Genomic DNA, 25,350 nt, shown 5'->3' with positions numbered 1-25,350 from the left:
AAGCATTTTTATTTAGGTTGTAATGAGTTAAAAAGATAACTTTGCGGCTTCAAATCCACACAATGAGTGATCAGATAAAACACGAATGCGGAATCGCTTTCATTCGCCTGTTAAAACCACTTTCTTACTACCAGCAAAAGTACGGTACAGCACTTTACGGCCTTAACAAATTATACCTTTTAATGGAAAAACAGCATAACCGCGGCCAGGATGGCGCAGGTATTGCAACCATTAAGCTGGATATGAAACCTGGCAGCAGGTACATTAGCCGATACCGGAGCATGGCTTCTAATGCAGTGGCCGATATCTTCGAATATGTGCAGAATAAATTTGTTGATATCCAGGAGAATACCCCTGAATTAATGCAGGATACAGAATGGCTCAAAAACAATGTCAGCTTTATTGGCGAAGTTTTATTGGGCCATTTGCGTTATGGTACCCATGGTAAAAACAGCATCGAAAATTGCCATCCGTTTTTAAGGCAGAATAACTGGATGACCCGTAACCTGGTCATTGCCGGTAATTTTAACATGACCAATGTTGATGAGTTATTGGAGCAATTGTACGAATTAGGACAACATCCCAAAGAAAAAGCGGATACGGTAACGGTATTAGAAAAAATTGGTCACTTTTTGGATGACGAAAACCAGGAGCTTTTTGATCAGTACAAAAAAGAAGGACACGATAACGTAGCCATAACCCATAAAATATCTGATAATTTGGATATTGCCAATATCCTTCGCCGCTCGGCCAAAACCTGGGATGGTGGTTATTCGATCTGTGGTATGGTAGGTAATGGCGATTCGTTTATTATGCGCGATCCAGCAGGCATCCGTCCGGCATATTATTATTATGATGATGAGATTGTGGTGGCGGCTTCAGAAAGACCAGCTTTACAAACCGCGTTTAATATCCCTTTCAAAGATGTGAAAGAGATCGATCCAGGTCATGCTTTAATTATCAAGAAAAACGGCGAGGTAAGCATGGAGCAGTTCCGCGAGCCAACTGAAAGGTTATCTTGCTCATTCGAGCGCATCTATTTCTCGAAAGGAAGCGACGTGGAAATCTACCGCGAACGTAAACAGCTGGGCCGTTTATTGAGTGATAAAATTCTTCAGGCCGTTAATTACGATTTAAAAAATACCGTATTCTCTTTCATTCCGAATACAGCAGAAGTGGCGTTTTTCGGAATGGTTGATGGTGTTCAGCAATATGTGCGCAGGCATCAGAAAGAAACGCTTTTGCATAAAAAGGAACAACTAAACGACGAGCAGCTGGACGAATTACTATCTATGGCGCCAAGGGTGGAGAAACTTGCCGTTAAAGATGTAAAACTACGTACCTTTATTACGCAGGATGCAGACCGTAGTGAAATGGTAGCACACGTTTATGATACTACTTATGGTATTATCAATAATCACCAGGATACTTTGGTCGCATTAGATGACTCGATTGTACGCGGTACTACCTTAAAGCAGAGCATCATTAAAATTGTAGACCGATTACATCCTAAGAAGATTATTATTGTTTCTTCTGCTCCTCAAATCCGTTATCCTGATTGTTACGGTATAGATATGAGCCGCATGGGGCAGTTTGTGGCTTTTGATGCAGCTATTCAATTGTTAACCGAGCGCGGCATGTGGCAGGTAATTGAGGATGTTTATACCAAATGTAAAGCTTCATTGTTGTTGCCTAAGGAGGAAATTGTAAACCATGTAAAAGATATCTATAAGCCTTTTACACCAGAAGAAATTTCCGCTAAAATTGCCCAGATTATTACACCAAAAGGTACGGTAGCTGAAGTTGAAGTAATTTACCAAAGTTTAGAGAACTTGCACGAAGCTTGTCCGAAAAATAAAGGTGATTGGTATTTCTCTGGAAATTATCCAACGCCAGGTGGTAATAAGGTAGTTAACAAAGCTTTTGTGAACTGGAAAGAAGGAAATAACCAGAGGGCTTATTAAAGGCTGTGTTCCTGAAAAGGATTTAAATAACGAATAGCTCATATCGATGATATGGGCTATTTTTGTTTTTTACCACTGAGTGCACCGATTTTGTGCAGAGAAGGGGGAGCGTTGAGCGATGCTATCAATAACAGAATCCAATTCGGGCGTCATTTCGACTGAAGCCAGCGGGCTTTTCGCGTGCTGCGAAATGGAGAAATCTGCCTCTTTAGAATTCTTGCTTCCGTTAAACTCTAGTCGAAATGGATATTCCATGAGATTTTTATAGCTAAGGCACAAAGCATATTTAGAACAATTGTGAGGTTGGATTCCGTTTATCTTACTGCATTTTCCTGCCGAGACCTAACATTCGCGTAAAGCCCGAAGGCAAATTTTTCATTTGCTGAGGACTTGCAGCATTGGCAGTACGAATGCTTAATAGGATTACTGGCATTGCTTTTCAGAAAAGAATATGATTAAACTAAGGCAGGATAGTATGCGGTATTGGGTTTTATGCGTAAAACTTCAGGTAAGTTTTAATAATGAGCCAGAAGGCAAAAAAGATAATCACTACGCCGGCAATTTTATTCAGCTTTTTAAGTGCATCTTCTTTTATTTTATAACGGAGCTTGCTGGAGTAAAAACTTTTAGCGCCATCAATACTAAGCTGGGTGGCCATTGCAATAAAAAAGCAGACCAGTTTTTCGTTAAGCATATTATTCAGCTTAACAGAGATAATCCCACTCACAATAATCCAGAACATGAGGGTAGAAGGGGTGAGGATGCACATTAAAAAGCCTTTGAGCACATAACTTCTTTTGCTCACTTTTTGAAGCGTGGTGCTATCATAATGCACAGTAATTTTAGAAACGAGGTAATAGATACCTACCGCAAGCAGAAATAGGCCGCCAATACTGCCCACGTATTTATCAAATTCTGCTTTATAACTAACAAACTGGCTTCCAAAAAGAACCAGGCCAATCAGAATAATATCACTTATTATTACGCCAACGGCTAAAGAGAAACCAGCTTTAAAACCTCTTTCTATGCTGGTTTTAATCATTGCAAAAAATACCGGCCCTGTTAAAAACGATGAAATAATCCCTGCTCCTATACCTAGTAATATGGCTTCAAACATGCATTGTATTGTTTATGATATGCGAATATGCAATTTTATACCTAAACATGTAACATTTATTTTTGTTGCATAGGTTGCATAAAAAATACTGGTTATTAGTTTTTTTTATTTAAGTTTAGCCCCACTAAAACTAGATTTATAATATGAATTCAGAACAAACGCAAACCAAGTGGGCGCAGTTTATTCCACTGGTCACTGTATTCTTCTTTTGGGGCTTTGTGGCCGCCAGTAATGACATTCTCATTCCAGTATTTAAAAAGGCATTTGATTTATCGCAGGCCGAAAGTCAATTGGTTTCACTGGCATTTTACATTGCATATACGGTTGGAGCATTAATTTATAACCTTATTTCAGTTATTATAGGTAAAGATATTGTAAATAAACTCGGTTATAAAAATTCATTAGCACTCGGTCTAGTTATTTCTGCAGCTGGAACATTACTTTTTTATCCGGCAGCCAATTTACATTCGTTCCCTTTAATGCTTTCAGGTTTGTTTATTGTAGCTTTGGGTTTCTCATTGCAACAAACTGTTGCCAATCCGCTGGCCATTGCATTAGGACCGATTAAAACAGGTTCTCAGCGTTTGACACTTGCAGGTGGTATCAACAACTTTGGCACAACCATCGGACCGCTTATTGTGAGTTTTGCCATTTTTGGTTCGGCAGCAAATGCAAACACCAACATCAGTGTAGAAAGCGTTAAAATTCCTTATTTAATTTTAGGGGTAGCTTTTATAGCGGTTGCAATTTTCTTAAAAATGTCATCACTGCCTGATCGACCTGCTTTGGTAGAAGCTTCGGCAGATGATACTAAATCGATTAAGGGATCGGCATTAAACTACCCGCAATTGGTTTTAGGTATGATTGCCATTTTCGTTTATGTAGGTGTTGAGGTTTCGACAGCGAGTAACTTACCGGCCTACATGGAAAAGGATTTAGGTTTTGAAATCAAAGATATTGCACCCTATATTTCATTATACTGGGCAAGTATGATGATCGGTCGTTGGACGGGAGCTGTTGAAGCTTTTACTGATAAGGTGAGTACACAAAAGGTATTGCGCTTTATTGCACCCTATTTAGCCTTTGGTATTTTCCTGGTGGTAAATGCAATTGCAAAACATGATCTTGCTCCTTTTTACATTTATGCAGCTATTATTTTAGTGCTAATTTTAGCAGATATGGCCAGTAAAGGTAACCCAGCGAGAATGTTATTGATTTTCTCCGCTATTGGTATTACCGCGTTGTTAATCGGTATGTTTACTACCGGCATGACAAGTGTATATGCTATTACCAGTGTTGGTTTGTTCTGCAGTACTTTATGGCCATGTATTTTTACTTTAGCTGTTAGCGGTTTAGGCAAACACACCAGTCAGGGCAGTAGCTTTTTAATTATGATGATTATGGGTGGAGGTATTATCAGCTGGTTGCAAGGTTTGGTATCTGAATTCACCGGCATCCAATACAGTTATATAGTAGGCATTATCTGTTTTGCTTATCTGGCATTTTATGCTTGGAGGGTAGCTTCTATATTGAGGTCACAGGGAATTAACTTCGACCAGAAAATTTCTGGCGGACATTAATTTTTATTCCAGTATTTTAGCAGCCACAAAGAATTCAATCTTTGTGGCTTTTTTATTTTAGCACATGACAGATAAACCAAGTTTCGATTCGATATTTATGAACCTGGCTACCGATTTAGCTGCTCGTTCACATTGTGTACGTGCGCATGTCGGTGCCGTTTTAACAAAAGACACCCGCATTATTTCGATCGGTTACAATGGCCCGCCTGCGGGTACACATAATTGCGATGAAGAATGGCCGGAGCATGGTTGTGCCCGGGATAGCAAGGGGAGTTGCTCTTTAGCACTGCATGCAGAAGAAAATGCCATTTTATATGCTTCAAAAAATGGATCAAAAATAGAAGGATGTACGCTATATACCACGCTGTCACCTTGTATTGCCTGTGCCCGCCTGATTTTATCATCAGGGATCAAACTGGTATATTATTCTAAATCTTATGCAGCGTACAAAGGTTTACCAAGTGATGAAGGGGTTGATTTTTTAAGAAAGTTTGGGGTAGAGGTAATTTTGATGGAATCTTAGCGGTTCATTGGTAGTCTTTATTTGATAGCACTTGTAAATCTTAAACTATTTGATCTTGACAACTTGACCAGTTTTGTTTATATTTTGGTAATAAAAGATTTAGTTATGAAACAATGTCTGTTGGAGAATTTAAAGCTCACTTTTCTGAAGTACTTGAAGATGTTAAGTTGGGTATTGGCATTGCTGTAACTTATGGTAGAAAGAAAGAAGTTATCGGTTATTTCGTTCCCGATTTGGAAGAAAGTAGTAAAGAGCGTAAAATAGGTATGCTTGATGGAAAAGCTGAAATAATATTTAAAGATGATTTCAAGATCACTGAAGAAGAATTCTCAGGTTTATGATCAACCTTTTAGATACTCATGTACTAGTTTGGTCACTAATGTATTCATCTAAGCTTTCAAATACCTGTATAGAAATTTAAAAGGATAAGAAAAATACAATTTTAGTGAGTGCCATAAGTTTTTGGAAATATCTTTAAAACATTCAATAAATAAGCTAGATATTTTCAGAATTATACCAGAGGCTTTGCCTAAACTCGCAATCGAGGCTGGTTATGAACTTTACCCCTTTTGTCTGATGATATGGTCAATTATCATCATTTAAAAGCAAACTGGCATAGAGATCCTTTTGATAAGATGTTAATATGGCAAGCTATTAAAAAAGATATAACTTTAATCAGTAAAGAAGAAGATATTAATAAATACCGATCAGCAGGATTAAAGGTTGTTGGTAATTATTGTTCATTTACTACCAGGTTATTAGTAATTGCAGACCACAAATTGAAAACCTACTTCGACTTCCGACTTCCGCCTTTTTTCCACTAAAAAATCTCCAATCTTCCGTCTCAAATCTCATATCTAATTGGTACCTTTGCGGATGCAAGAAAAAATCATTATCGTCGATTTTGGTTCGCAATTTACACAACTCATCGCCCGTAGGGTTCGCGAACTAAATATTTACTGTGAAATATATCCATACAACAATCTGCCGGAGGTTACGCCTGATGTAAAAGGTGTTATCTTTTCTGGCAGTCCGTATTCTGTTCGCCAGGAAGATGCTCCTCAAATTGATTTATCAAAATACCATTTAAAATATCCTTTGCTGGCCGTTTGTTATGGCGCGCAATACATTGCCCAACATTCAGGCGGTAGCGTTCAGCCTTCCTCAACGCGTGAGTACGGACGTGCTAACTTAAATTTTGTAAATCAGGAAAACAAATTGTTTAAAGGAATCAACATTGGTTCGCAGGTTTGGATGAGCCACGGCGATACCATTACCGATATTCCTGAAAATTTTGAGCTGATAGCGAGTACCGACAGCGTGAGGGTTGCCGCCTATCACATCAAAGATTCAGATACTTATGCCATCCAGTTTCACCCTGAAGTAACGCACAGTATTGATGGAAAAGTTCTCTTAGAAAATTTCCTGGTTGATATCTGCGGATGTAGCCAGGACTGGACTTCGGCTGCTTTTGTTGAAACAACTATAGCCGATATTAAAGCTACTGTGGGTAATGATAAAGTGGTTCTGGCGCTTTCAGGCGGCGTGGATAGCAGCGTTGCTGCGGTACTTTTACATAAAGCTATTGGTACCAATCTACACTGCATATTCGTGGATAACGGTTTATTGCGCAAGAATGAATATGAAAGTGTTTTGGAGCAGTATAAAGATTTTGGCTTAAATATTAAGGGCGTTGATGCGAAAGATAAATTTTTAGGTCAGTTAGCAGGCGTAGAAGATCCTGAAACGAAGCGTAAGATTATTGGTCGTGTATTTATCGAAGTTTTTGATGAAGAATCTCACCTTATTCAGGATGTGAAATGGCTGGCTCAAGGTACTATTTACCCGGATATCATCGAATCAGTATCAGTAAAAGGCCCGTCAGCTACCATTAAGTCGCACCATAATGTTGGTGGTTTGCCCGATTTTATGAAACTTAAAGTGGTGGAGCCGCTTAAAACTTTGTTCAAGGATGAAGTAAGAAGAGTAGGTACGACATTAGGTTTAGAATCCTTTATTTTAGGCCGTCACCCTTTTCCAGGTCCAGGCTTAGGCATCCGTATTATCGGAGAGGTTACTCCTGAAAAAGTGGCTATTTTACAGGATGCTGATAAAATTTATATCGATAATTTAAAAGAAGCAGGTTTATACGATAAAGTATGGCAGGCTGGAGCCATCTTTTTACCGGTAAGATCAGTAGGGGTGATGGGAGACGAGCGTACTTACGAAAACGTAATTGCCTTGAGAGCGGTAGAATCACTTGACGGCATGACTGCAGATTGGTGCCACCTGCCTTATCCGGTATTGGCTAAAATCTCAAACGAAATTATCAATAGAGTTAAGGGAATCAATAGGGTGGTATACGATATCAGTTCTAAACCACCTGCAACTATTGAGTGGGAATAGTTCAGTTGCGAGTTTTCAGTTTGAAATTTTCAGTTCAAACGTTATAAAAAATGTGATGCTAGCAAGGTGGAATAAACTTTGCTAGCATATTTTGTTAAAAAGGATAGGTATGAATTTGAAGAAAGTTTATGGGTTGCTGGTTTTGTTTACGTTAGTTTTAGGTGCTTGTTCGCCTAAAGTCAGGACACCTAAACCTGAAGCAAGTAAACCAATTGAAAAAGAAAAACCTGCAGATAAAAAACCTATCAAAAAGTTTTCGCAGGCAAGTGTTTCTTTGCTGGTTCCATTTAAGCTTGATCAACTGAATTTGAAAACAGCCACAAAGGCCGAGATCGAAAAATATGCGATGCCTATCGATTTTTACCAGGGCTTTAAACTGGGATTAGATTCTGCCGCGCTGCAGGGTTTAAACTTTAAACTAAATGTTTTCGACACAGAAGATGATAATGCTCATATATCACTTTTATACAAGAATGAACGTTTTAAACAAAGCAACATAATTATTGGTCCAGTTTTTCCAGAAGGATTAAAGTTTATTTCCAGTTATTCGAAAGAGAATAATGCAGTTATTGTATCTCCATTAGCGGCATCAGAGCCTGCTGAATTCAATAATCCTAATCTGGTGTCCGTTGTAAATAACATTGGACTGCACGGAAAAAAGATAGCCATTTATATGGCTAAAAATTACAATCCCGCTAATACAATAGTGGTATTCATCAATCCTAAAAAAACAGAAGACGAAGCTTTTGCCGCACCAATAAGAAATTATCTTCGAACCAACAGCAAATTTGTTGTAAAGGAATACGCATCGGCCTACGCTTTTGAAACAAAGATGATCAAAGGTAAACAATATGCGGTGGTGCTGACTTCTTCTGATCGCGCTTTTGTACTACCAACCATAGAAAAACTGTATAAATTAAAACACCTTAAAACGGGTGGATATAATATTTCGCTTTTTGGTCACCCCAACTGGGTAAAGCAGAATTATCCAGCTGATAAGTTGCAGGACCTGAATACCATTATCAGTTCTTCTTATAAAATAGACTATAAAAACAGCAATGTGATTACATTTATCAAAAAGTATCGCTATAAATATGGTTTTGAACCAGGGGAGTTTGCATTTAAAGGTTTTGATGTCGGCTATTATTTTGGCAGATTACTTGCCAGCTATGGTGAAAATTATAGGGATTATATTGTAAAGGATAAATACAAAGGGCTGCACAATAGCTTTTCATTTATCCTGGATGAAAAATCAGGCTATATTAACACCAGTTTAATGTTGTTGAAGTATAAAAACTTCGCACTAAGCCCGGTTGAGTAATCAATAATTTTTTTTCCATTTAATTATCGCATGAGAGCAGATCACCAGTTACGAGCCTTTGAACAGATTTTAAGTAATTACGATGGAAATTTACCGTTGCATCGTTTTCTGCCTGTTTATTTTAAACAGCATAAGCAGATGGGTTCGTCTGACAGGCGATGGGCGACAAGGTATATTTACAGTTTTTTTAGACTTGGTAAGGCTTTAGCATCATTATCAAATGAAGAAAGGTTGAGTGTTGCAGACTTTCTGTGTCACGATACTTTAAGCCTATTGGTAGAAAAAAATCTGCCAGACTTAAAAGATAGTGTTACTAAACCGCTCGAAGAAAAATTAGTGCTGATTAAAGCCAGATATCCAGATTTTGATCTGAAACAGATTTATTCTTTCCATGCAGCACTTTCGGATGATATTAATGAAGAGGCTTTCTTTACCTCCTTTTTTAAGCAACCTGACCTGTTTATTAGAGTGAAAGCTGAAGATTCGGCAGCAATTATCTCCAAACTGGAAGCGGAGAACTTAGCAGTTAAGGCAATTACAGACACTGCCCTGGCCTTGTCCAATGGAACCAAGCTAGAAGCTATTTTAAGGGAAGGGAGTTATCAGGTTCAGGATTTATCATCACAACATACAGGTTTGTATTTTAAGCCAAATAAATGGGACAAATGGTGGGATTGTTGTGCTGCTTCGGGAGGAAAGACCTTATTATTGCACAGTTTTGAACCGGTAATTGACCTTTTAGTCTCAGATTTACGGGAGAGCGTGCTATTGAATCTGGATGAACGTTTTCGCTTGGCAGGCATTAAAAAATACTACAAAAAAGAACTTGATCTTTTGCAGAACAATGATCAGGTTTTACACCATTACCAATTTGATGGGATTATTTTAGATGCGCCTTGTACCGGTTCCGGAACATGGGGAAGAACCCCTGAGATGCTCACTTTTTTCGAAGAACGTAAAATTGATCAGTTTGCCGCGATACAAAAGGGGATTGCTCAAAATGTAGTGAAATATCTTAAACCAGGAAAACCTTTGATTTACATTACCTGTTCAGCGTTTGCAGCAGAAAACGAGGCTGTGGTGCAGCATTTGATAGATACATTGCCATTGAAACTGGAAAAAATGGAATTGATAAAAGGCTACGAAAATAATGCCGATACCATGTTTGTAGCGAGGCTGATAAAACGATAAGATTAATCAGGATAAAGGATTTAAGAACAGTAAATATCTTCTCGGACGTCATCCTGTACCTATCAGACCCCACGCAGGCGGGAATCCTAATGCTTTAAGATTTCCAATCAAGTTAGAAATGACGAATCTATCTAAAAATAGAAATCGATTCAATACATACTAAGTATGCTCAAACCAGGATGCGAAATTCCTTTTAACGTACTTTATCCCTTCAATTAAAACGGCGATGGCGCCAATAATTAAGGTATATTCTTCAAAGCTGTTCATTGTGTAAGCTTTATATTTAGATGAATATACAAAATTATTGTTACAGGTTAGATTTAAGGAATGTCATTTTGATGAGTACTTTTCTGCGTTCGTCTTCTTACTGAACTTCCGCCCGGCCGGTTGGATGGTGTTCAGTATCCTTTTTGCCTATTGGACCCTGAAATAAATTTGGGGTGACGAATCTTTGAAACGATCTCTATAATCCCGTATTATTCCTGAACAATTTAATGGCAATAGCCAGTAATATCACCCCAAAGGCTTTACGTAAAATATTAAGGCCCGATTTACCAAAAAGTTTCTCCAGTCTGTTGGTGTTTTTCAATACAAAATAGACAAACAACATATTAAGGATAATGCCTACTAAAATATTCTGGGTATGGTATTCTGTTTTTAGCGAAAGTAACGTGGTCATTGTTCCGGCACCTGCAATTAAAGGGAAGGCCAATGGCACTATGGAAACTGTTTCGGGCGCTTCTTCCTTAAAAATGGTTAAGCCCAATACCATTTCCATGGCAATGAAAAAAATTACAAAAGAGCCAGCAATAGCAAAAGATTCTACATCCAAACCGATTACTTTTAAGAGCGATTCGCCAAGAAACAAAAAGAGGATCATTAAACCTGCCGCTACCAGCGAAGCCTTTTCTGATTCGATGTGACCAGCTTTTCTACGGAGCTCGATTACCACCGGGATGGCACCTAAAATATCGATAATGGCAAACAATACCATTGTTGTCGACAGGATCTGGCTTAAGTTGAACGTCATAAAATCAGATTTCATAGCGGCGCAATTTTAAGCAAAGGTAGCTGAATTTGTGTCAATTCCTCAATTGTAAAAATATTTATTAGAAATAGAACTGTGTTCTCAAAGTGAGCACATTATCCTTCCTGTCAGCGGTATAATCTCTAATCTGTGTCGATTCGTTTTTAATGATATCATAATAAATTACCGCTTTAAAGTGTGGGTTAAAATGATGCAAAAAGCCGAAACCAAATGTATCAAAACGAATATCGGCAGGTGAAAGCCCTTTATCAGCCGAAATATCCAAGCCTTTAACTTTTGCGTTAGGATCATACCAGTCGTATTTTAAAATGAGCTGGTTATCTGTACTGTTTAATGTTTGAACGAACGTAAAATAAGCACCAGTAAAAGTTCTGGTATAATAAGGCAGGGCTACCGATTTATTGTCGATAGGATAGGAGCCCGGTGTTGTTGAGGTAGTTGAAGTGCCGGTTTGTAAACCCGAAATTACTTCTGCTCTAAGTTCTGATTTCCAGCTTTTGGTTTTTGTGGCTAACTGAACATCTGCACCATAATATCTTCTTGGCGCCACTTTGCTAACCGTTGAAGTAGCTGAATCCCTAACCATTTTCCACTGATCATTGATTCTGTTCATTTTATAGCTAATTGGCAAACGATGGTTTAACCCACCTTGCAGTGTACTGATGCCACCCGCAATGGTGAATTGATTAAATGCATAAGTTTTATGGCTCAACCTGAAGATGAAATCTTTGCTATTGTCAAACTCACCCGGCCCAGCCAGGCCCTGCCCGTTATAAATGCCGAAATCAAACACCAAGTTTTTAAGGGCAGCATCTTTCCAACGCGGATTTAAGGTAAAAGTAACACCCAGATCACGCTCTGTTTTCATTAAAATCTGCGACATCCGTCCACGCTCTGGCGCTTCCCTAACAGAAGAAGACAGCTGTAATTCGTTTCCGAACGGACGACCTGAAAGGCCAAGTGTTACCGCTAATATTTTCCATTTGTTTTCGTAATAACGTCCCCAGAAATCGCGGATGGCCACACCTTGTTCAGTACCATCAAACTGGAGCACAAAATAGGTAGATGGACTGCCATCTTCAGTTAACATCATATAATCAGCCCGTAAGCGGCCCCGCCTCAATCTGAATCTATTATTGGTAAATTCGCCAAAATTCCCACCCTGGTATTCTGCCTGCGTTCCATTTGATTGCGCAACCTGAAATTGTGGCTGCAAATATCCACTAAATGATAACGAACCATATTTTTTTGAAATGATGAGTAAATGATTAACCGTGGTAGAATCCATTACATCATTAATCGTTCTTTGTGCATGCGCTAATGTGGAAATAAGAAATAAAGCAGTAGTTAAAGAGAAATAAATACTGTTAAGTTTGGCCGGATTGCGGTACATTTTGTTAATTTTTTGCAAAGGTAACTTTATTAACAATTATTTAACATAAAAAAGCCCCGACTTTTGATCGGGGCTTTATAAAATAATGTAGTTTTTGATTACAATTCTGGTTTCGGAGGATCAATAGGATCGACTGTTTTTCCTGTGTTACCTAAAACTGAATGTTTGCGGCTATAACCAAAGTAAATTACAAAGCCAATGGCCAACCAGCCAAATAACCTTAACCAGTTAGTCCAGTGCAGGCCTAAAATCATTAAAGTACAGGCAATGATACCTAAAATAGGTAATAAAGGCACAAATGGAGTTTTAAATTCTCTGTGCAAACCCGGGTCTGTTTTTCTTAGTACAATTACGGCTGCGCATACCAATATGAAGGCAAATAATGTACCAATAGAGGTCATATCTCCCACAACATCGCCTGGTACAAATGCAGCAAATAAAGCACAGATTACGAAGATAATCATGTTTGCCTTATAAGGGGTTTTATACTTAGGATGTAAATCGCTGAAAATTCTAGGCAATAAACCATCTTTACTCATTGAGTAGAATACACGGCTTTGTCCCAATAACATCACTAAAATTACCGAAGAAAAACCAGCTAAAATAGCTACTGTTACCAATTTTGCTAACCAGCCGTAACCTGGCATGTAATCGATAATAGCTGCTACAACAGATGCCTCACCACCTTTGGTTCTAAAGAATTCCACCGGAGCCATGCCGGTTAAAACGTGTGCAAAAAGGATATATAAAACAGTACATACTGCAAGAGAACCTAAAATTCCGATTGGCATCGCTGTTTTAGGATTTTTAGTTTCCTGGGCTGCTGTACTTACTGCATCAAAACCAATAAAGGCAAAGAAAACGGTGCCCGCAGCACCAACAATGCCCCAGAAACCGCCAAAATTATGAGTTAAACCTTCTTTATCAACATATTTTGTTGCTTCAGGAATGTATGGTGTATGGTTAACCGGATTGATGAATGACCAACCAAAAGCAATAATCAACAATACGATTGCCACCTTTGTAATTACAATAAGTCCATTAACAAATGCTGATTCTTGCGTACCTCTTATCAACAAGAGACTCAATAAGAAAATAATAAGTAATGCCGGAACGTTCATGATTCCATTTACACCGCCTTCACTTTGAAATGGTGAGTGGCACCATTCATAGGGTATGGGGCTGGTGTGTATAACTTCCGTGAGTAATTTGTTAAGATACTCGCTCCAGGCGATACCAACTGTAGCGGCACCCACTGCATATTCTAAAACAAGGTCCCAGCCGATGATCCAGGCCATAAACTCACCCATTGTAGCATAGGTATAAGTATAGGCACTACCGGAGATTGGAATAGAAGATGATAATTCAGCATAGCAAAGCCCCGCAAGTGCGCAACCGATGGCAGCTAAGATAAACCCGAAAGTTACTGATGGACCAGCACTTTGGGCTGCTGCATTTGCCGTACGGACAAAAAGGCCTGCGCCAATAATTGCCCCGATACCTAACGCAACTAGGGAACCCGCTGATAGGGTGCGTTTTAAGCTCTTTTCAGATTCAGATGAATCTGCTAAAAGTTGAGTAATTGATTTCTTAAGAAATAAACTCATAAAAGTTAGTTGTTGTTTTGATTTATTGGTGAATATAAGTTTTTCAGCCCCAAACGTAATTAAAAATTACGTAAATGTAAAAGGGATTCTGTTAAAATCCCTTTTATGGATATTTATATCTATGATTTTACAACTAATGGCCTAATGTGTCAGTTATGTTGGTTAAAGTATCGGTAATTGTGTTCCCTTTGGCATCTGTTTTTTGCTCAATCCGGATTTCTTTATGTACTTCTTTATGATGTTCGCCCGCAATTGCCTTTTGTGCGATGTAAGGAGCAATAACTAATGAAACAATAGACATTAATTTGATTAAAATATTCATCGAAGGCCCGGAAGTGTCTTTAAAAGGATCGCCAACTGTATCTCCCGTTACAGAAGCTTTATGTGGCTCTGATTTTTTGTAATGCATTTCACCATTAATCATTACACCCTGCTCAAAAGATTTTTTGGCATTGTCCCATGCGCCACCGGCATTACTTTGGAAAATGCCCATTAATACGCCGGTTACAGTAACACCGGCCAATAAACCACCTAAAACCTCCGGCCCGAAAGTAAAGCCCACAATTACCGGTGTAACTAAGGCGATAGCACCCGGCATCATCATCTCGCGGATGGAGGCTTTGGTAGAAATGGCTACACATTTTTCATATTCAGGTTTTGCTTTGTATTCCATAATGCCCGGTATTTCACGGAACTGGCGGCGCACTTCCTGCACCATATCCATTGCCGCTTTACCAACCGCCTGGATACATAAAGCAGAGAAGATAAAAGGAATCATTCCGCCAACAAACAAACCCGCTAGAACAGGTGCTTTATAGATATCTATGGCAGTAATACCTGCAATGCCAACAAAGGCAGCAAATAAGGCTAGCGAGGTAAGCGCAGCCGATGCAATGGCAAATCCTTTACCTGTTGCTGCGGTGGTATTACCCACGGCATCTAAGTTATCGGTACGCTCACGTACCTCTGGCGGCAATTGGCTCATTTCTGCTATGCCACCGGCATTATCCGCAATCGGCCCGAAAGCATCAATAGCCAATTGCATAGCTGTAGTGGCCATCATTCCGGCTGCAGCAATTGCAACCCCATATAAGCCTGCAAAATGATAGGAAGCCATAATTCCTCCAGCCAACACCAGAATAGGAATTACGGTGGATTTCATCCCAACAGATAAACCTGCAATAATATTGGTGGCATGTCCGGTAGACGACTGTTGGATAATCGAATTTACGGGCCCTTTGCCCATCGCCGTAAAATACTCGGTAACAATACTCATGATGGTACCTACTACCAAACCAACTATAATTGCATAAAAAACATTGATGCTTGAGAATTCGTATCCACGTAGGTTAAGGGTTTCAGGCAACATCCATTTAACAATAAAGAATGAAGCGACAGCGGTGATCAAAATCGACGACCAGTTACCAAGGTTCAAGGCATTTTGTACATTCGATTTTTCATCCTTAATGGTCACGAACCAGGTTCCGATAATCGAAAATATAATGCCTAATCCGCAGATGACCATAGGTAGCAGGATAGGAGACATTCCGCCAAAATTATCGGTTACAATAATTTCCTGGCCTAAAACCATGGTTGCTAAAATGGTGGCTACATATGAGCCAAATAAATCTGCACCCATACCTGCAACATCACCTACATTATCTCCTACGTTATCGGCAATGGTAGCGGGGTTGCGCACATCATCCTCAGGGATACCAGCCTCCACCTTGCCTACTAAATCGGCACCAACATCGGCAGCTTTGGTATAGATACCACCCCCAACACGTGCAAACAGGGCAATGGATTCGGCACCTAGAGAAAATCCTGTTAAAACCTCTATCGCTGTTTTCATTTCGGTACTGTTAACTGAAACCACATTAAAATGCTTCAGGAATACGATAAACAAGCCGCCTAAACCTAACACGGCCAGTCCGGCAACCCCCAAACCCATTACTGTGCCGCCAGTGAATGAGACTTTTAAGGCTTGTTTTAAACTTGTCCTCGCCGCTTGTGTGGTTCTTACATTAGCTTTAGTGGCCGATTTCATACCGATATAGCCTGCAGTAGCGGAAAATACTGCCCCAATAACAAAAGAAATGGAGATGATCCAGCTTGAGTGCATCGGGATACCATTAATTTCGGTAATCGTCCCCGAATAGGCCAGAAGTGCGGCTGTAAAAACAGCAAAAATACTCAATACCCTCCATTCCGCTTTTAAGAAAGCCATGGCACCATCGGCGATATGGCCTGCAAGTTCCTGCATATTCTTGTCGCCTGCATCCTGCTTGTTTACCCAGGTGCTTTTAATCATCATAACTATAATGCCGACAAGGCCTAGTGCCGGAATACAGTAAATTAAATTGTTTTGTAAAAAGTTCATAGTTAATAATTGGTTTTATATTTGGTTAGTGGTTATTTAATTGATTAAATGTTCAAAATCATTCAATGTTTATCAACTGCAAGCACTCGCGTCAGACGTCGAACTTAGCTAATCCATTAGTATACTTTGGACTTCGGACTCCATACTTAGGACTTATAAACAGCAAGTTAATAAAATATTCTGCTTGTGATTAAAATTTTCAATGCCATTACAATAAAATTTTCCTCAATTAAAATAATACACACGAAGCGCACCGATTCTCTTTTTTTTAAATAAATTAGCCACAAACTAAACCAAGCTGAAAAATGAAGACGGAAAAAGAAGGTGTATCCTCTAAAAGAAAATTAAGCCTTTTTGATGCCACGATGTTGGTAATGGGCTCGATGATCGGGAGCGGTATCTTTATTGTAAGTGCCGATATTATGAGGAATCTAGGCTCTGGTTATTGGTTAATTGTGGTTTGGATCATTACTGGAATTATGACAGTGGCAGCTGCAATTTCATATGGTGAACTTTCTTCTATGTTTCCTAAAGCAGGAGGGCAATACACTTACCTGAAAGAAATTTTTGGTAAAATGATGGGTTTCTTGTATGGTTGGGGCCTTTTTACCGTCATCCAGACGGGTACTATCGCTGCTGTTGCGGTGGCTTTTGGTAAATTTACGGCCTATCTCATCCCTGCTTTAAACGATGCTGCTCCAATTTTTCAAAGTGGTGGTTATAAAATTACCTGGATCCAGATCTTGGCTATTGGTATTATTCTACTGTTAACTTATATCAACACAAAAGGCGTTGAGGGCGGCAAGATACTTCAGAATATCTTTACGGGTTCGAAAATCGTTGCTTTAATCGGCCTGATTATCTTAGGTTTTCTTCTGGTAAAAAGCAGCTTCTGGACAGGAAATATGAGCTTTAGCTGGGATGCTTTTAATAACCTTAAAACAGATCCGACTGGCAATTTCCTAAAACCAGAGTGGGAATCTATTTCCGGAATGAGCATAATGGGCGGAATTGCAGCAGCCATGGTGGGTTCGGTATTTTCAAGTGTAGCCTGGGAAAACGTAACATTCGTTTCCGGAGAAATCGAAAACCCTAAAAAAAATGTGGTGCGTTCTATGGTTTTAGGTACATCGGCCGTAATGGTTCTTTATTTATTAGTGAATTTTGTTTACCTCAATACTTTAAACAGAGATAGTATTGCTTTTGCGCTTAATGATCGGGTTGCCGTTGCCGCTTCAGAGCAGATTTTTGGCAGCGGTATAGGTACAGTGATTATAGCACTATTAGTGATGATTTCTACTTTCGGTTGTGTAAACGGAATCGTATTGGCAGGGGCAAGGGTATTTCAAACTATGGCACAAGATGGTATGTTTTTTAAAGCAGCCCTTAAGAATAATAAAAACGGCGTTCCTGAAAGGTCGCTATGGATGCAGGGTATTTGGGCAGCCGTTTTATGTTTAAGTGGGCAGTATGGTAATCTTTTGGATATGATTTCTTTTGTTATCGTACTGTTTTATATGATCACTGTTTTCGGTGTCATTTACTTAAGGGTAAAACAACCTGCAATGGAAAGACCTTACAAAACCTGGTTATACCCAATTACACCAATTATTTACTTATTGATTGGTGCAGCATTTTGCATATTGCTTTTAATTTACAAACAACAATATACCTGGCCAGGACTTATCATTGTTTTGCTGGGGGTGCCTGTTTATTTTCTGATCAATAAAAAAGAGCAAGCGGGGTAGTGATGGCTTCCTGCTGATCTGGTAGCTATCTGATTTGTTTTACAAGTAGAAATCGTATTTTTAATTACCATGTAGCTATACGTGATCCTATAGAAGAATCGTTTCGACTGGAGCGTGCTGATTTTTCATCGGTAGCGAAATGCCCGCCTGTGCGGACAGGCCTGCCCGTACAGGCGGGGAGAAATCTATAGAGACAGGTTTAGCTTCGCTGAGCCTTCGGGTTCTCGGCTGCGTTGTACTCCGCTCGAAAGGACGACTCGGGAGGGCTGTTAATGACATTGATTTTTATAACATAAATTATCCCTCAGGATGACGAAGCTAAGTGATATTTGTTGCGAAAAACTTATAGATTTTTATATTAAATGATATTGATTGGTAACCAGCTTTTAGGTCTCAAATCTCAAATCTAGCATCTCATATCTTTCTTATATTGTAAAAATCAGGCTTCCTTATGAATCAGCCCCGAAAGTCCCGTTATCCGCTTTAATCTCCTGATAGAGAAATCGGGATCGTGTTAGCTGCTACCGGGTTTAATTCACTTAAACCTTTGCAGCACACCCGGCAAATCTAAACCCGAAACAAGGGCTACAGGTCTGTCGTCTAAGGCTCGCGTGTGACCGCCCGAACGAACGGGCAGGTATGAGTATGTGGCGGGACTAATTTGGCCATAGCATGCTGACTTGTTTTTCTAAAATTAGAATTGTTTTGAAAACTTAGTTAGTGAGAAAAAGTTTTCCCTAAACCCTAAACCCTAAACCCTAAACCCTAAACCCTAAACCCTAAACCCTAAACCCTAAACCCTAAACCCTAAACCCTAAACTGTATCATTTCATATACTCATATCCACAAAAATGTATGTTTGAGCAGGGTGTTAGCAAAAAAATCAACAATCCTATTAACCTAGATAGTTAGTTCAAATCCATTTTAAAGCGATCTTAACGTTTACTTTCTCTTATCAGTTTTTCGCTTAGTAGTAGTAAATGAGCTTACTGGCTTGCAATTGGCCTGATATTTGGTTTGATAACGTTGCGGCATAGACTGCGCTAATCAAATTTTTAACCTTTAAATTTTAATACTATGGCTTTCAAAGCTAGCTTAAATTTTTCAGGCAAAAGGTACCAGGTACTTCAGCATGCCTATATATTACAATTTAATATAGATTCCCTCCTATGCGGCACTTCTAAATGCCCAAAGGAAAGGAATGTATAACTTTAATCAATTAGGCGTAAGGATTACGAGAATTTTGTAACCACGTCTTCAATATTTACCTTACTTCTTCAACATAAATTAGTTAAATGAAAATGACGCGCTTATCTGTTCGCTTTTATGTATTTCTTGTTTTTACAGCTGTTATAGTTTGGTGTTTTTCGAGCTGTAGCGGAGGTGATCAAAAGCCAGATCAACAAAAAGGCTATCAGTTGGCAAAGAAAGCTAACACTACCGATAATTTTCTTTCTTACACAGCTGCTTTAACCAAATTGCCTTTAAGCAAATTTGACAATCTGGGTATCGTTCCAACTAACAAAGCATTTGCTGATAAATTACCCATCAGCATGTACAAAGGTGAAGCGGTTGGGCATGATAGCATCATCGTCCATCCCTATAAAATCGGTGAAGTGGCTCACATCAAAGCAGCAATCAGATTACTGGTAGCGCAGTCGATTACAGATTCGTTAACTATAGGAGATTTTACCAGGTACTTTGGGGATATAAAAAAAGAAAAACCATTGATCGGCAATACCGAAACGCCGCTACCGGTCGAAATTACTGTTGATGCCAATACAGCCCTAAAATTAACGTTTAATAGTAATAAAAAGTTAGCGCTTGCCCATGTAACCATGGTTGAGGTTTTAAAATATAGATAACAGCAATGAATACGCTCGTAAAAATTAAGGAATATGATGCGCATGGTGGACCATCAGACGTTAAAATGGGAGATGATGGCCATGCACAAACCTCCACAACTACGGGTAGGTTTGTGATCAAAAGTATAGAAAAACATGTGAGTTATGGAAAATATGCCGAATGGTCAGGGATTGCATGGGGTACCGAAGTTAAAATAAATGGAGACGTTGTGATGGTGAAACATATGGGTACCTGGCAAAAATTAACTGATGTAAACGCAGCATGGGGTAAATATAAAAACGATCAGAAAGGCGTCAAAAATTACATTCTTAAATACCAGCGTGATCTTTACCCCAAATCACCTATCCCGACAAAATGGTTTTTTAATGATTTTGGGCATGTTTCGGTCAAATATTTTAAAGACCTGAACAATGACCGTAAAATGAATGGTAAAGAATATATTATGGGCGATTTTATCCATACTACGCCGCCTGATGAAGCGGCAACCGCTGCGGGTTTGCCCTTTCTATTGTCAGAATCACATGGTTGCATCCATGTTCGTCCTAAGGACATTGATACGATGATCGGGAATGGTTATTTAAAAAAAGCCACAAGCGCTACTAGAACATTAACAGAACATTATGGAAAATAAACTTATTGTAGAAATTAGTATAGAAGATGCAGCAATTGCCCATTTTGCTTCTTTTAATCTGCTACAGGCTTTTAACCAGCATCATTATTTTGAACTTCATTTTAACCACGATCAATTGGGTGCCCCTGGCTTGATCAGTCTGGATGATAGCCGCGATTTTGTTGGCAAAACGTTAACTGCTTCGTTTGGTTATTCGCCAGAAAACCTCCAACATTTTGCTGGACTGGTTACCAAAGTTGAACTGTCGCAAAGTCATGGTTACCATGGCGTACTTATCGTAAGTGGCTATAGCCCTACCATATTAATAGACCGCGGACCGGACTTAGGTTCGTATTTGGATAAAGACCTCGATACCATCGTTAAGCTGGCCACAAATGATACACCCGCTAACGACCTAACCATTGTAAGCAATGCATCAAGAAAAGCAGCTATTGATTACCTGATACAATACCGAGAAAGCGATTTTGAATTCTTGAACCGTTTATCGGGCGAGTATCATGAGTGGTTTTACTATGATGGAAAGCAGCTTAACTTTGGGAAACCCGATAAGCAAAAAGAAGTATCCCTGTTTTACGGTCGGGATGTATTTAATCTTCAATATGCGATGGAAGTTTCGCCCATTAAATATAAACGCTTTGCTTATAACCCTAAACAGGATGAAATGCTACACAGCGAAAGTACAGGCAAAGCAGACGGAAATCCAGATCTGGCACATGCCATCAAGGCATCTAATACCATGTACAGCAAAACTTTCAATCAGCCATCATTAATCAGGGTTGATAACAGCAACGATATCAAAAGCCATGTAGAAAATGAAGAGAAAGCACATATTAGCGAATTGCTAAAAATCAATGCCAGTGGAGATAATGCTCAACTCAGTATCGGTAGCATTGCCGAAATCACCATGAGTATCAGAAAAGAGCTTGCTTTTACCACTGAAAGTCTGGGCAAATTTTTGATTACACATGTGAACCACCAGATAGATGGAACTGGTAAATACAGCAATACTTTCGAAGGTGTGGTGGCTACTACCGAGCGTATCATGGTTAAGAATTACCAAAAGCCACAATCGGATATGCAACTGGCTGATGTGATCGATAATGATGATCCACAAGGGCAGGGCAGGGTAAAAGTTAAATTTAAATGGGAATGCCAAACAAACGATCCTACTGAGTGGTTGAGGGTAGTAAGTCCCAATGCCGGTAGTGGTGATACGGGTAAAAACAGGGGTTTTCATGTTATCCCCGAAAAAGGCGACCAGGTAGTTATTGCTTTCGAAGAAGGAAATGTAGCCAGGCCAGTAGTAATGGGGAGTGTTTACCATGGTAAAAGTGGGGATAGCAGCGGCTTTAAAAACAGTAATACCAAGGGACTTACATCAAGAAAAGGAAGTAGTTTAAGTTTTGATGACCTTAATCACGCATTAAACCTAGGTACTAATGCGGCAAATTTTGTAAAAATTGAAAACGGTCCGGGATCAATTACGGCGCAATCTGCTGAAACAATCTTAATCAAAACCGGACAAAGTAGCATTACTTTAAAGAAAGACGGTACCATTGATATTATTGGCAAAGTGATTAATATTCAAGGTACTCAAGTCATTAATGCAAATGCGGGTGAAAAACCGGGCGATGCGGTAAATATTGGTAAAAATGCCACCACAGCTGTCACTATTGATACGAAAAAAATAGATTCGAAAGCAAGCAATGGTATTACGGTAAATTCACAAACTACTATTTCACAAACTTCAACGGGCGTACAAACCATTACAGGTAGCCAAGTAGATATAAATTAATGATGAGCAGATTTAAATTTTTTGATGACGAAATAAAAAAAGAGGAAACCTCACATAATAAATTGATATACAGGGGTGAACCGAATAATTTAAATTATGTAATAATACAACAGCAAAAAACAGTTGCAAATGACCAAACGATTTCGGATACTGAAACAAAAATGCTCTGGCAGCTTGAAAATATTCTGGTAGATAATGAAGGATATCAACTTTATTTGAATCAAATAGAGCATGATGTGTTAAAAACAAATAGTCAATTGCAGCATTTAGCGGCTTTTGCCAAATTATTTAATTCTCCAACCTCAAGATTGCATCTTAGATTTAACAAAACTGGTAAATTAGTTTCTGTATTAAACCAAGCTGAAATACTTAGCATCTGGCAAAATATGAAAGAAAATGAATTATCATCGCTTGTTAATGCCAACAGTAATGAAAGTAAACTGATTATAAAAGCCGGGGATAATGATTTTGCTAATAGTGTTTCGCTTATTGGCGATGGAATATTATATCAATTACTATTTCCCGCATTTTATGATGTAGGAAATGAAAGCCGGGTAGATAAAGTGCAAAGAGATTTTAGATCAAATATATTTAATGAGAAAAGAATCACTCTTTCTGGAGAAAGAATAGTTGAGGAAGCTGGGGTAGATCAAATAATGATTAAAGAAACTTTTATAAATGAAAAAAAGGGAAATTATACTCAGGAAATTCTAGAAATATATAATTCACAATATAAGCCAATATTAATTGCTGATTTGGATTATGAGTATAGGGTAAACATAAACTATAAAGTGTTTAAAAATTCTGGTGTATTAAAAAATGTTGAATGCGAGGTAGAAGAGCGGTTAAACAATAACTTTTATTTTAGATCGCATTATTCCTTTAAATTAAAAAAAGAAAATTATGACTAAGATATATGTACCTGATCAATCTTATCTGGTTTGCTCTGACGGAATGTCTAAACAACAATTAAAAGTAGGAAGTCAGTCCACTATCAAAATTGTAGGAGGTCGTTTAGCAGGAACAATAGATGATCGAATGGGAGGAAATTTTAATTGTGCGAAGATGGTTATTGCCGGTGCGATAATAGGAGCAATTATTGCGGGGATTATTGCTGCTGCAACAGTGGCAACTGGCGGTGTAGCAGGAGCGCTTATTATAGGTGCTATCGCAGCAGGAGGAGCCGCTGGTGGCGCTGCCTTAGGACTAGGAGCGGGTTTTATGCCATGCATTTGTGCATTATTGACATCAGGAAGTGATTGGGCTCCTGTTCATCCAAAGGTTTTGATTGAAAAGAAAAAAGCACTTATAGAAAGTTCTAAAGTGAGCTGTTTTTTTGGTGGTCAAGTAATGATATTCTATTCGGAAAAAGCTGCCGATGAGGCCATAGATTTAAAGAGAAAAAAAACTTTGGCAGACGTAGGGCTTGTAATGGCTTCTGCTTTTGTTGCTGGAGGAGCTTTTCAAGGAATAGCCGGTGCATTTAGTACAGGATCAACCATTTTGGCCACTTTTGGGAAGGTTGCATTAGGAGAATATGTTGCATTAACATTATTAGGGGGAGCAGGTGCATACGGTGCAGATTTTGTTCTAAGCAAAACAAAAGATCAAGCATATGAATATGCAGGTGTTAAAGATCAAGTTGACGGTTATGAAACTGATATTACTGTTATCAATGAGCAAATTAATAAGCATGAGTCGTACACAAGTGAAACTGTACTGGATCAGGGAACAAAGGGTGTAGATGCTACCGGTAAGGGGCACGAAGTGAGTAAACAAAACATATCGGAATCTAATACTTATGTGTCCCAAGATTATGCAAGGTTAAATGATATAGAAGAATATGGGCAAACTAGGACTTACTCAAGTGTAGATCCTAATGCTATTCAGGGAAATAACCCACAACATGAAACCAGTTATAACCAAAATTCACAATTTGCAGATGGATCCGGAAGTTATTCTGAAGGTCAGATACAACATGTTACAACGAATAATCAATGGTCGCGAGTTTCAAGAAACGATGCGATGAAAGGTATAGGACAAGGTGCATCAAATACATTTAAAGATTATAAAGGTTTTTTACTCGGGCTTATACCAGATTTGTATAAATATATCACCAATCCATTTGTTAAAGATGAAATACAAGATTATATTAAAGCAATGATTAATGATGAGGCCAAAGCAAAAGCGGTAATAAATGTAATCGAAACTGACGTATGAGTTGGTATAAAATTTATAGATTCCCATTGCTTGCAGTTACCACTTGGTTAGTTTTTATCCTATTGCTTTTGATGAATTTTAAACAGTCAACTGTAATTTCCGTTGCAAGGAAAGATATTCATATTCAAAAGAGAAAAAGCGGGACTTATGGCAAATTTAGTTTTACGTTAAATGTATCAAACCATCAGAATAATTACTCCAGATCATTTAAAAATTATTGTATTTCAAATCTGTTCCTCGACTTTAAAAATATTGAAAAAGTTGATTCAGTATATCTATCAATATCAGCTAACCAACTGGCGGATAAAAGTCGAAACAAAAAACTTTATTATGTTGCTAAACATAAACTAAACTTTTTAGAAGAAATGATTCAAATTGTTTCTTATTCGGTTAATAACCAAATCTTGTATTTAGTTGTTCCGCTTATATTAACCTTTATTTTATGTGCAGATGAGTATAAGAAGGGCTATCGCTATATCAACAACTTGCATAAAAAATTATCAAATATAGCTTTTACATTAATCGGTATCTTTATTTTGCTAATCGCTATTTATTAATCG

General features: G+C 38.6%; 19 protein-coding genes. 14 read left to right on the top strand and 5 right to left on the bottom strand.

Annotated elements, in window-relative coordinates; translation table 11 throughout:
• The first annotated feature begins 62 nt into the window (after window positions 1–62).
• On the top strand, window positions 63–1,964 hold the full coding sequence (locus PGN18_RS05240; protein WP_335318333.1) for an amidophosphoribosyltransferase: 1,902 nt from the start codon (window positions 63–65) through the stop codon (window positions 1,962–1,964).
• A gap of 490 nt (window positions 1,965–2,454) precedes the next feature.
• Here PGN18_RS05240 and PGN18_RS05235 read toward each other — a convergent pair whose 3' ends face one another.
• Window positions 2,455–3,081, bottom strand: coding sequence for a LysE family translocator (locus tag PGN18_RS05235; protein ID WP_335318332.1), 627 nt, complete (start codon window positions 3,079–3,081; stop codon window positions 2,455–2,457).
• 143 nt (window positions 3,082–3,224) lie between these two features.
• Between PGN18_RS05235 and PGN18_RS05230 the strand changes: the two genes are divergently transcribed.
• The 6 genes from PGN18_RS05230 to PGN18_RS05205 all read left to right on the top strand — a co-directional run bounded on the left by PGN18_RS05230 (window position 3,225) and on the right by PGN18_RS05205 (window position 10,102).
• The gene (locus PGN18_RS05230) at window positions 3,225–4,661 is read left to right on the top strand and encodes an MFS transporter (protein WP_335318331.1); all 1,437 of its coding nucleotides are present in this window, start codon (window positions 3,225–3,227) and stop codon (window positions 4,659–4,661) included.
• Window positions 4,662–4,725: 64 nt separating this feature from the next.
• Entirely contained in the window at window positions 4,726–5,184 is a 459-nt protein-coding gene (locus PGN18_RS05225; RefSeq protein ID WP_293786010.1) for a deoxycytidylate deaminase, read from the top strand.
• Between the two features lie 113 nt (window positions 5,185–5,297).
• Window positions 5,298–5,525 (top strand): type II toxin-antitoxin system Phd/YefM family antitoxin, encoded by a 228-nt coding sequence (locus PGN18_RS05220; RefSeq protein WP_335318328.1) that lies wholly within the window; start codon window positions 5,298–5,300, stop codon window positions 5,523–5,525.
• A 535-nt stretch (window positions 5,526–6,060) separates the two neighbouring features.
• Window positions 6,061–7,590 (top strand): glutamine-hydrolyzing GMP synthase, encoded by a 1,530-nt coding sequence (guaA, locus tag PGN18_RS05215; RefSeq protein WP_335318327.1) that lies wholly within the window; start codon window positions 6,061–6,063, stop codon window positions 7,588–7,590.
• A 109-nt stretch (window positions 7,591–7,699) separates the two neighbouring features.
• Window positions 7,700–8,911 carry an ABC transporter substrate-binding protein gene (locus PGN18_RS05210; protein WP_335318326.1) on the top strand — a complete coding sequence of 404 codons (1,212 nt, stop codon included), beginning with the start codon at window positions 7,700–7,702 and terminating at the stop codon, window positions 8,909–8,911.
• Between the two features lie 30 nt (window positions 8,912–8,941).
• Window positions 8,942–10,102 carry an RsmB/NOP family class I SAM-dependent RNA methyltransferase gene (locus PGN18_RS05205; protein ID WP_335318325.1) on the top strand — a complete coding sequence of 387 codons (1,161 nt, stop codon included), beginning with the start codon at window positions 8,942–8,944 and terminating at the stop codon, window positions 10,100–10,102.
• Window positions 10,103–10,565: 463 nt separating this feature from the next.
• Here the strand turns inward: PGN18_RS05205 and PGN18_RS05200 are convergent, their stop codons facing one another.
• The 4 genes from PGN18_RS05200 to PGN18_RS05185 all read right to left on the bottom strand — a co-directional run bounded on the left by PGN18_RS05200 (window position 10,566) and on the right by PGN18_RS05185 (window position 16,530).
• A complete protein-coding gene (locus PGN18_RS05200) occupies window positions 10,566–11,132 on the bottom strand; it encodes a MarC family protein (RefSeq protein ID WP_335318741.1) in 567 nt (188 codons plus the stop codon).
• A gap of 79 nt (window positions 11,133–11,211) precedes the next feature.
• On the bottom strand, window positions 11,212–12,561 hold the full coding sequence (locus PGN18_RS05195) for a porin (protein WP_335318324.1): 1,350 nt from the start codon (window positions 12,559–12,561) through the stop codon (window positions 11,212–11,214).
• A gap of 80 nt (window positions 12,562–12,641) precedes the next feature.
• Window positions 12,642–14,150 (bottom strand): amino acid permease, encoded by a 1,509-nt coding sequence (locus tag PGN18_RS05190; protein ID WP_335318322.1) that lies wholly within the window; start codon window positions 14,148–14,150, stop codon window positions 12,642–12,644.
• 133 nt (window positions 14,151–14,283) lie between these two features.
• Window positions 14,284–16,530: a sodium-translocating pyrophosphatase gene (locus tag PGN18_RS05185; protein WP_335318320.1), complete on the bottom strand. Its 2,247-nt coding sequence runs from the start codon at window positions 16,528–16,530 to the stop codon at window positions 14,284–14,286.
• Window positions 16,531–16,835: 305 nt separating this feature from the next.
• Here PGN18_RS05185 and PGN18_RS05180 point away from each other — a divergent pair, with 305 nt between their 5' ends.
• From PGN18_RS05180 to PGN18_RS05150, 7 genes are all read left to right on the top strand, one after another.
• Window positions 16,836–18,278: an APC family permease gene (locus tag PGN18_RS05180; protein ID WP_335318319.1), complete on the top strand. Its 1,443-nt coding sequence runs from the start codon at window positions 16,836–16,838 to the stop codon at window positions 18,276–18,278.
• Window positions 18,279–19,573: 1,295 nt separating this feature from the next.
• Window positions 19,574–20,143: a hypothetical protein gene (locus PGN18_RS05175; protein ID WP_335318318.1), complete on the top strand. Its 570-nt coding sequence runs from the start codon at window positions 19,574–19,576 to the stop codon at window positions 20,141–20,143.
• Between the two features lie 5 nt (window positions 20,144–20,148).
• Window positions 20,149–20,775, top strand: coding sequence for a hypothetical protein (locus PGN18_RS05170; RefSeq protein WP_335318316.1), 627 nt, complete (start codon window positions 20,149–20,151; stop codon window positions 20,773–20,775).
• Entirely contained in the window at window positions 20,765–22,570 is a 1,806-nt protein-coding gene (locus tag PGN18_RS05165; protein WP_335318314.1) for a type VI secretion system Vgr family protein, read from the top strand. Before PGN18_RS05170 ends, PGN18_RS05165 begins: the two co-directional genes overlap by 11 nt.
• Complete coding sequence (locus tag PGN18_RS05160; protein ID WP_335318312.1) at window positions 22,570–23,481, top strand: hypothetical protein; 912 nt, start codon at window positions 22,570–22,572, stop codon at window positions 23,479–23,481. The genes PGN18_RS05165 and PGN18_RS05160 overlap by 1 nt, the downstream gene beginning before the upstream one ends.
• Entirely contained in the window at window positions 23,474–24,790 is a 1,317-nt protein-coding gene (locus PGN18_RS05155; RefSeq protein WP_335318311.1) for a PAAR-like protein, read from the top strand. Before PGN18_RS05160 ends, PGN18_RS05155 begins: the two co-directional genes overlap by 8 nt.
• Entirely contained in the window at window positions 24,787–25,347 is a 561-nt protein-coding gene (locus PGN18_RS05150; protein ID WP_335318310.1) for a hypothetical protein, read from the top strand. Before PGN18_RS05155 ends, PGN18_RS05150 begins: the two co-directional genes overlap by 4 nt.
• The last annotated feature ends 3 nt before the right edge of the window (window positions 25,348–25,350 follow it).

The sequence above is a fragment of the Pedobacter terrae genome, assembly GCF_036946585.1.
Classification (GTDB): domain Bacteria; phylum Bacteroidota; class Bacteroidia; order Sphingobacteriales; family Sphingobacteriaceae; genus Pedobacter; species Pedobacter terrae_C.
Note: the sequence above shows the minus strand (reverse complement) of the source record. Positions and strands in the feature narration are given on the sequence as shown.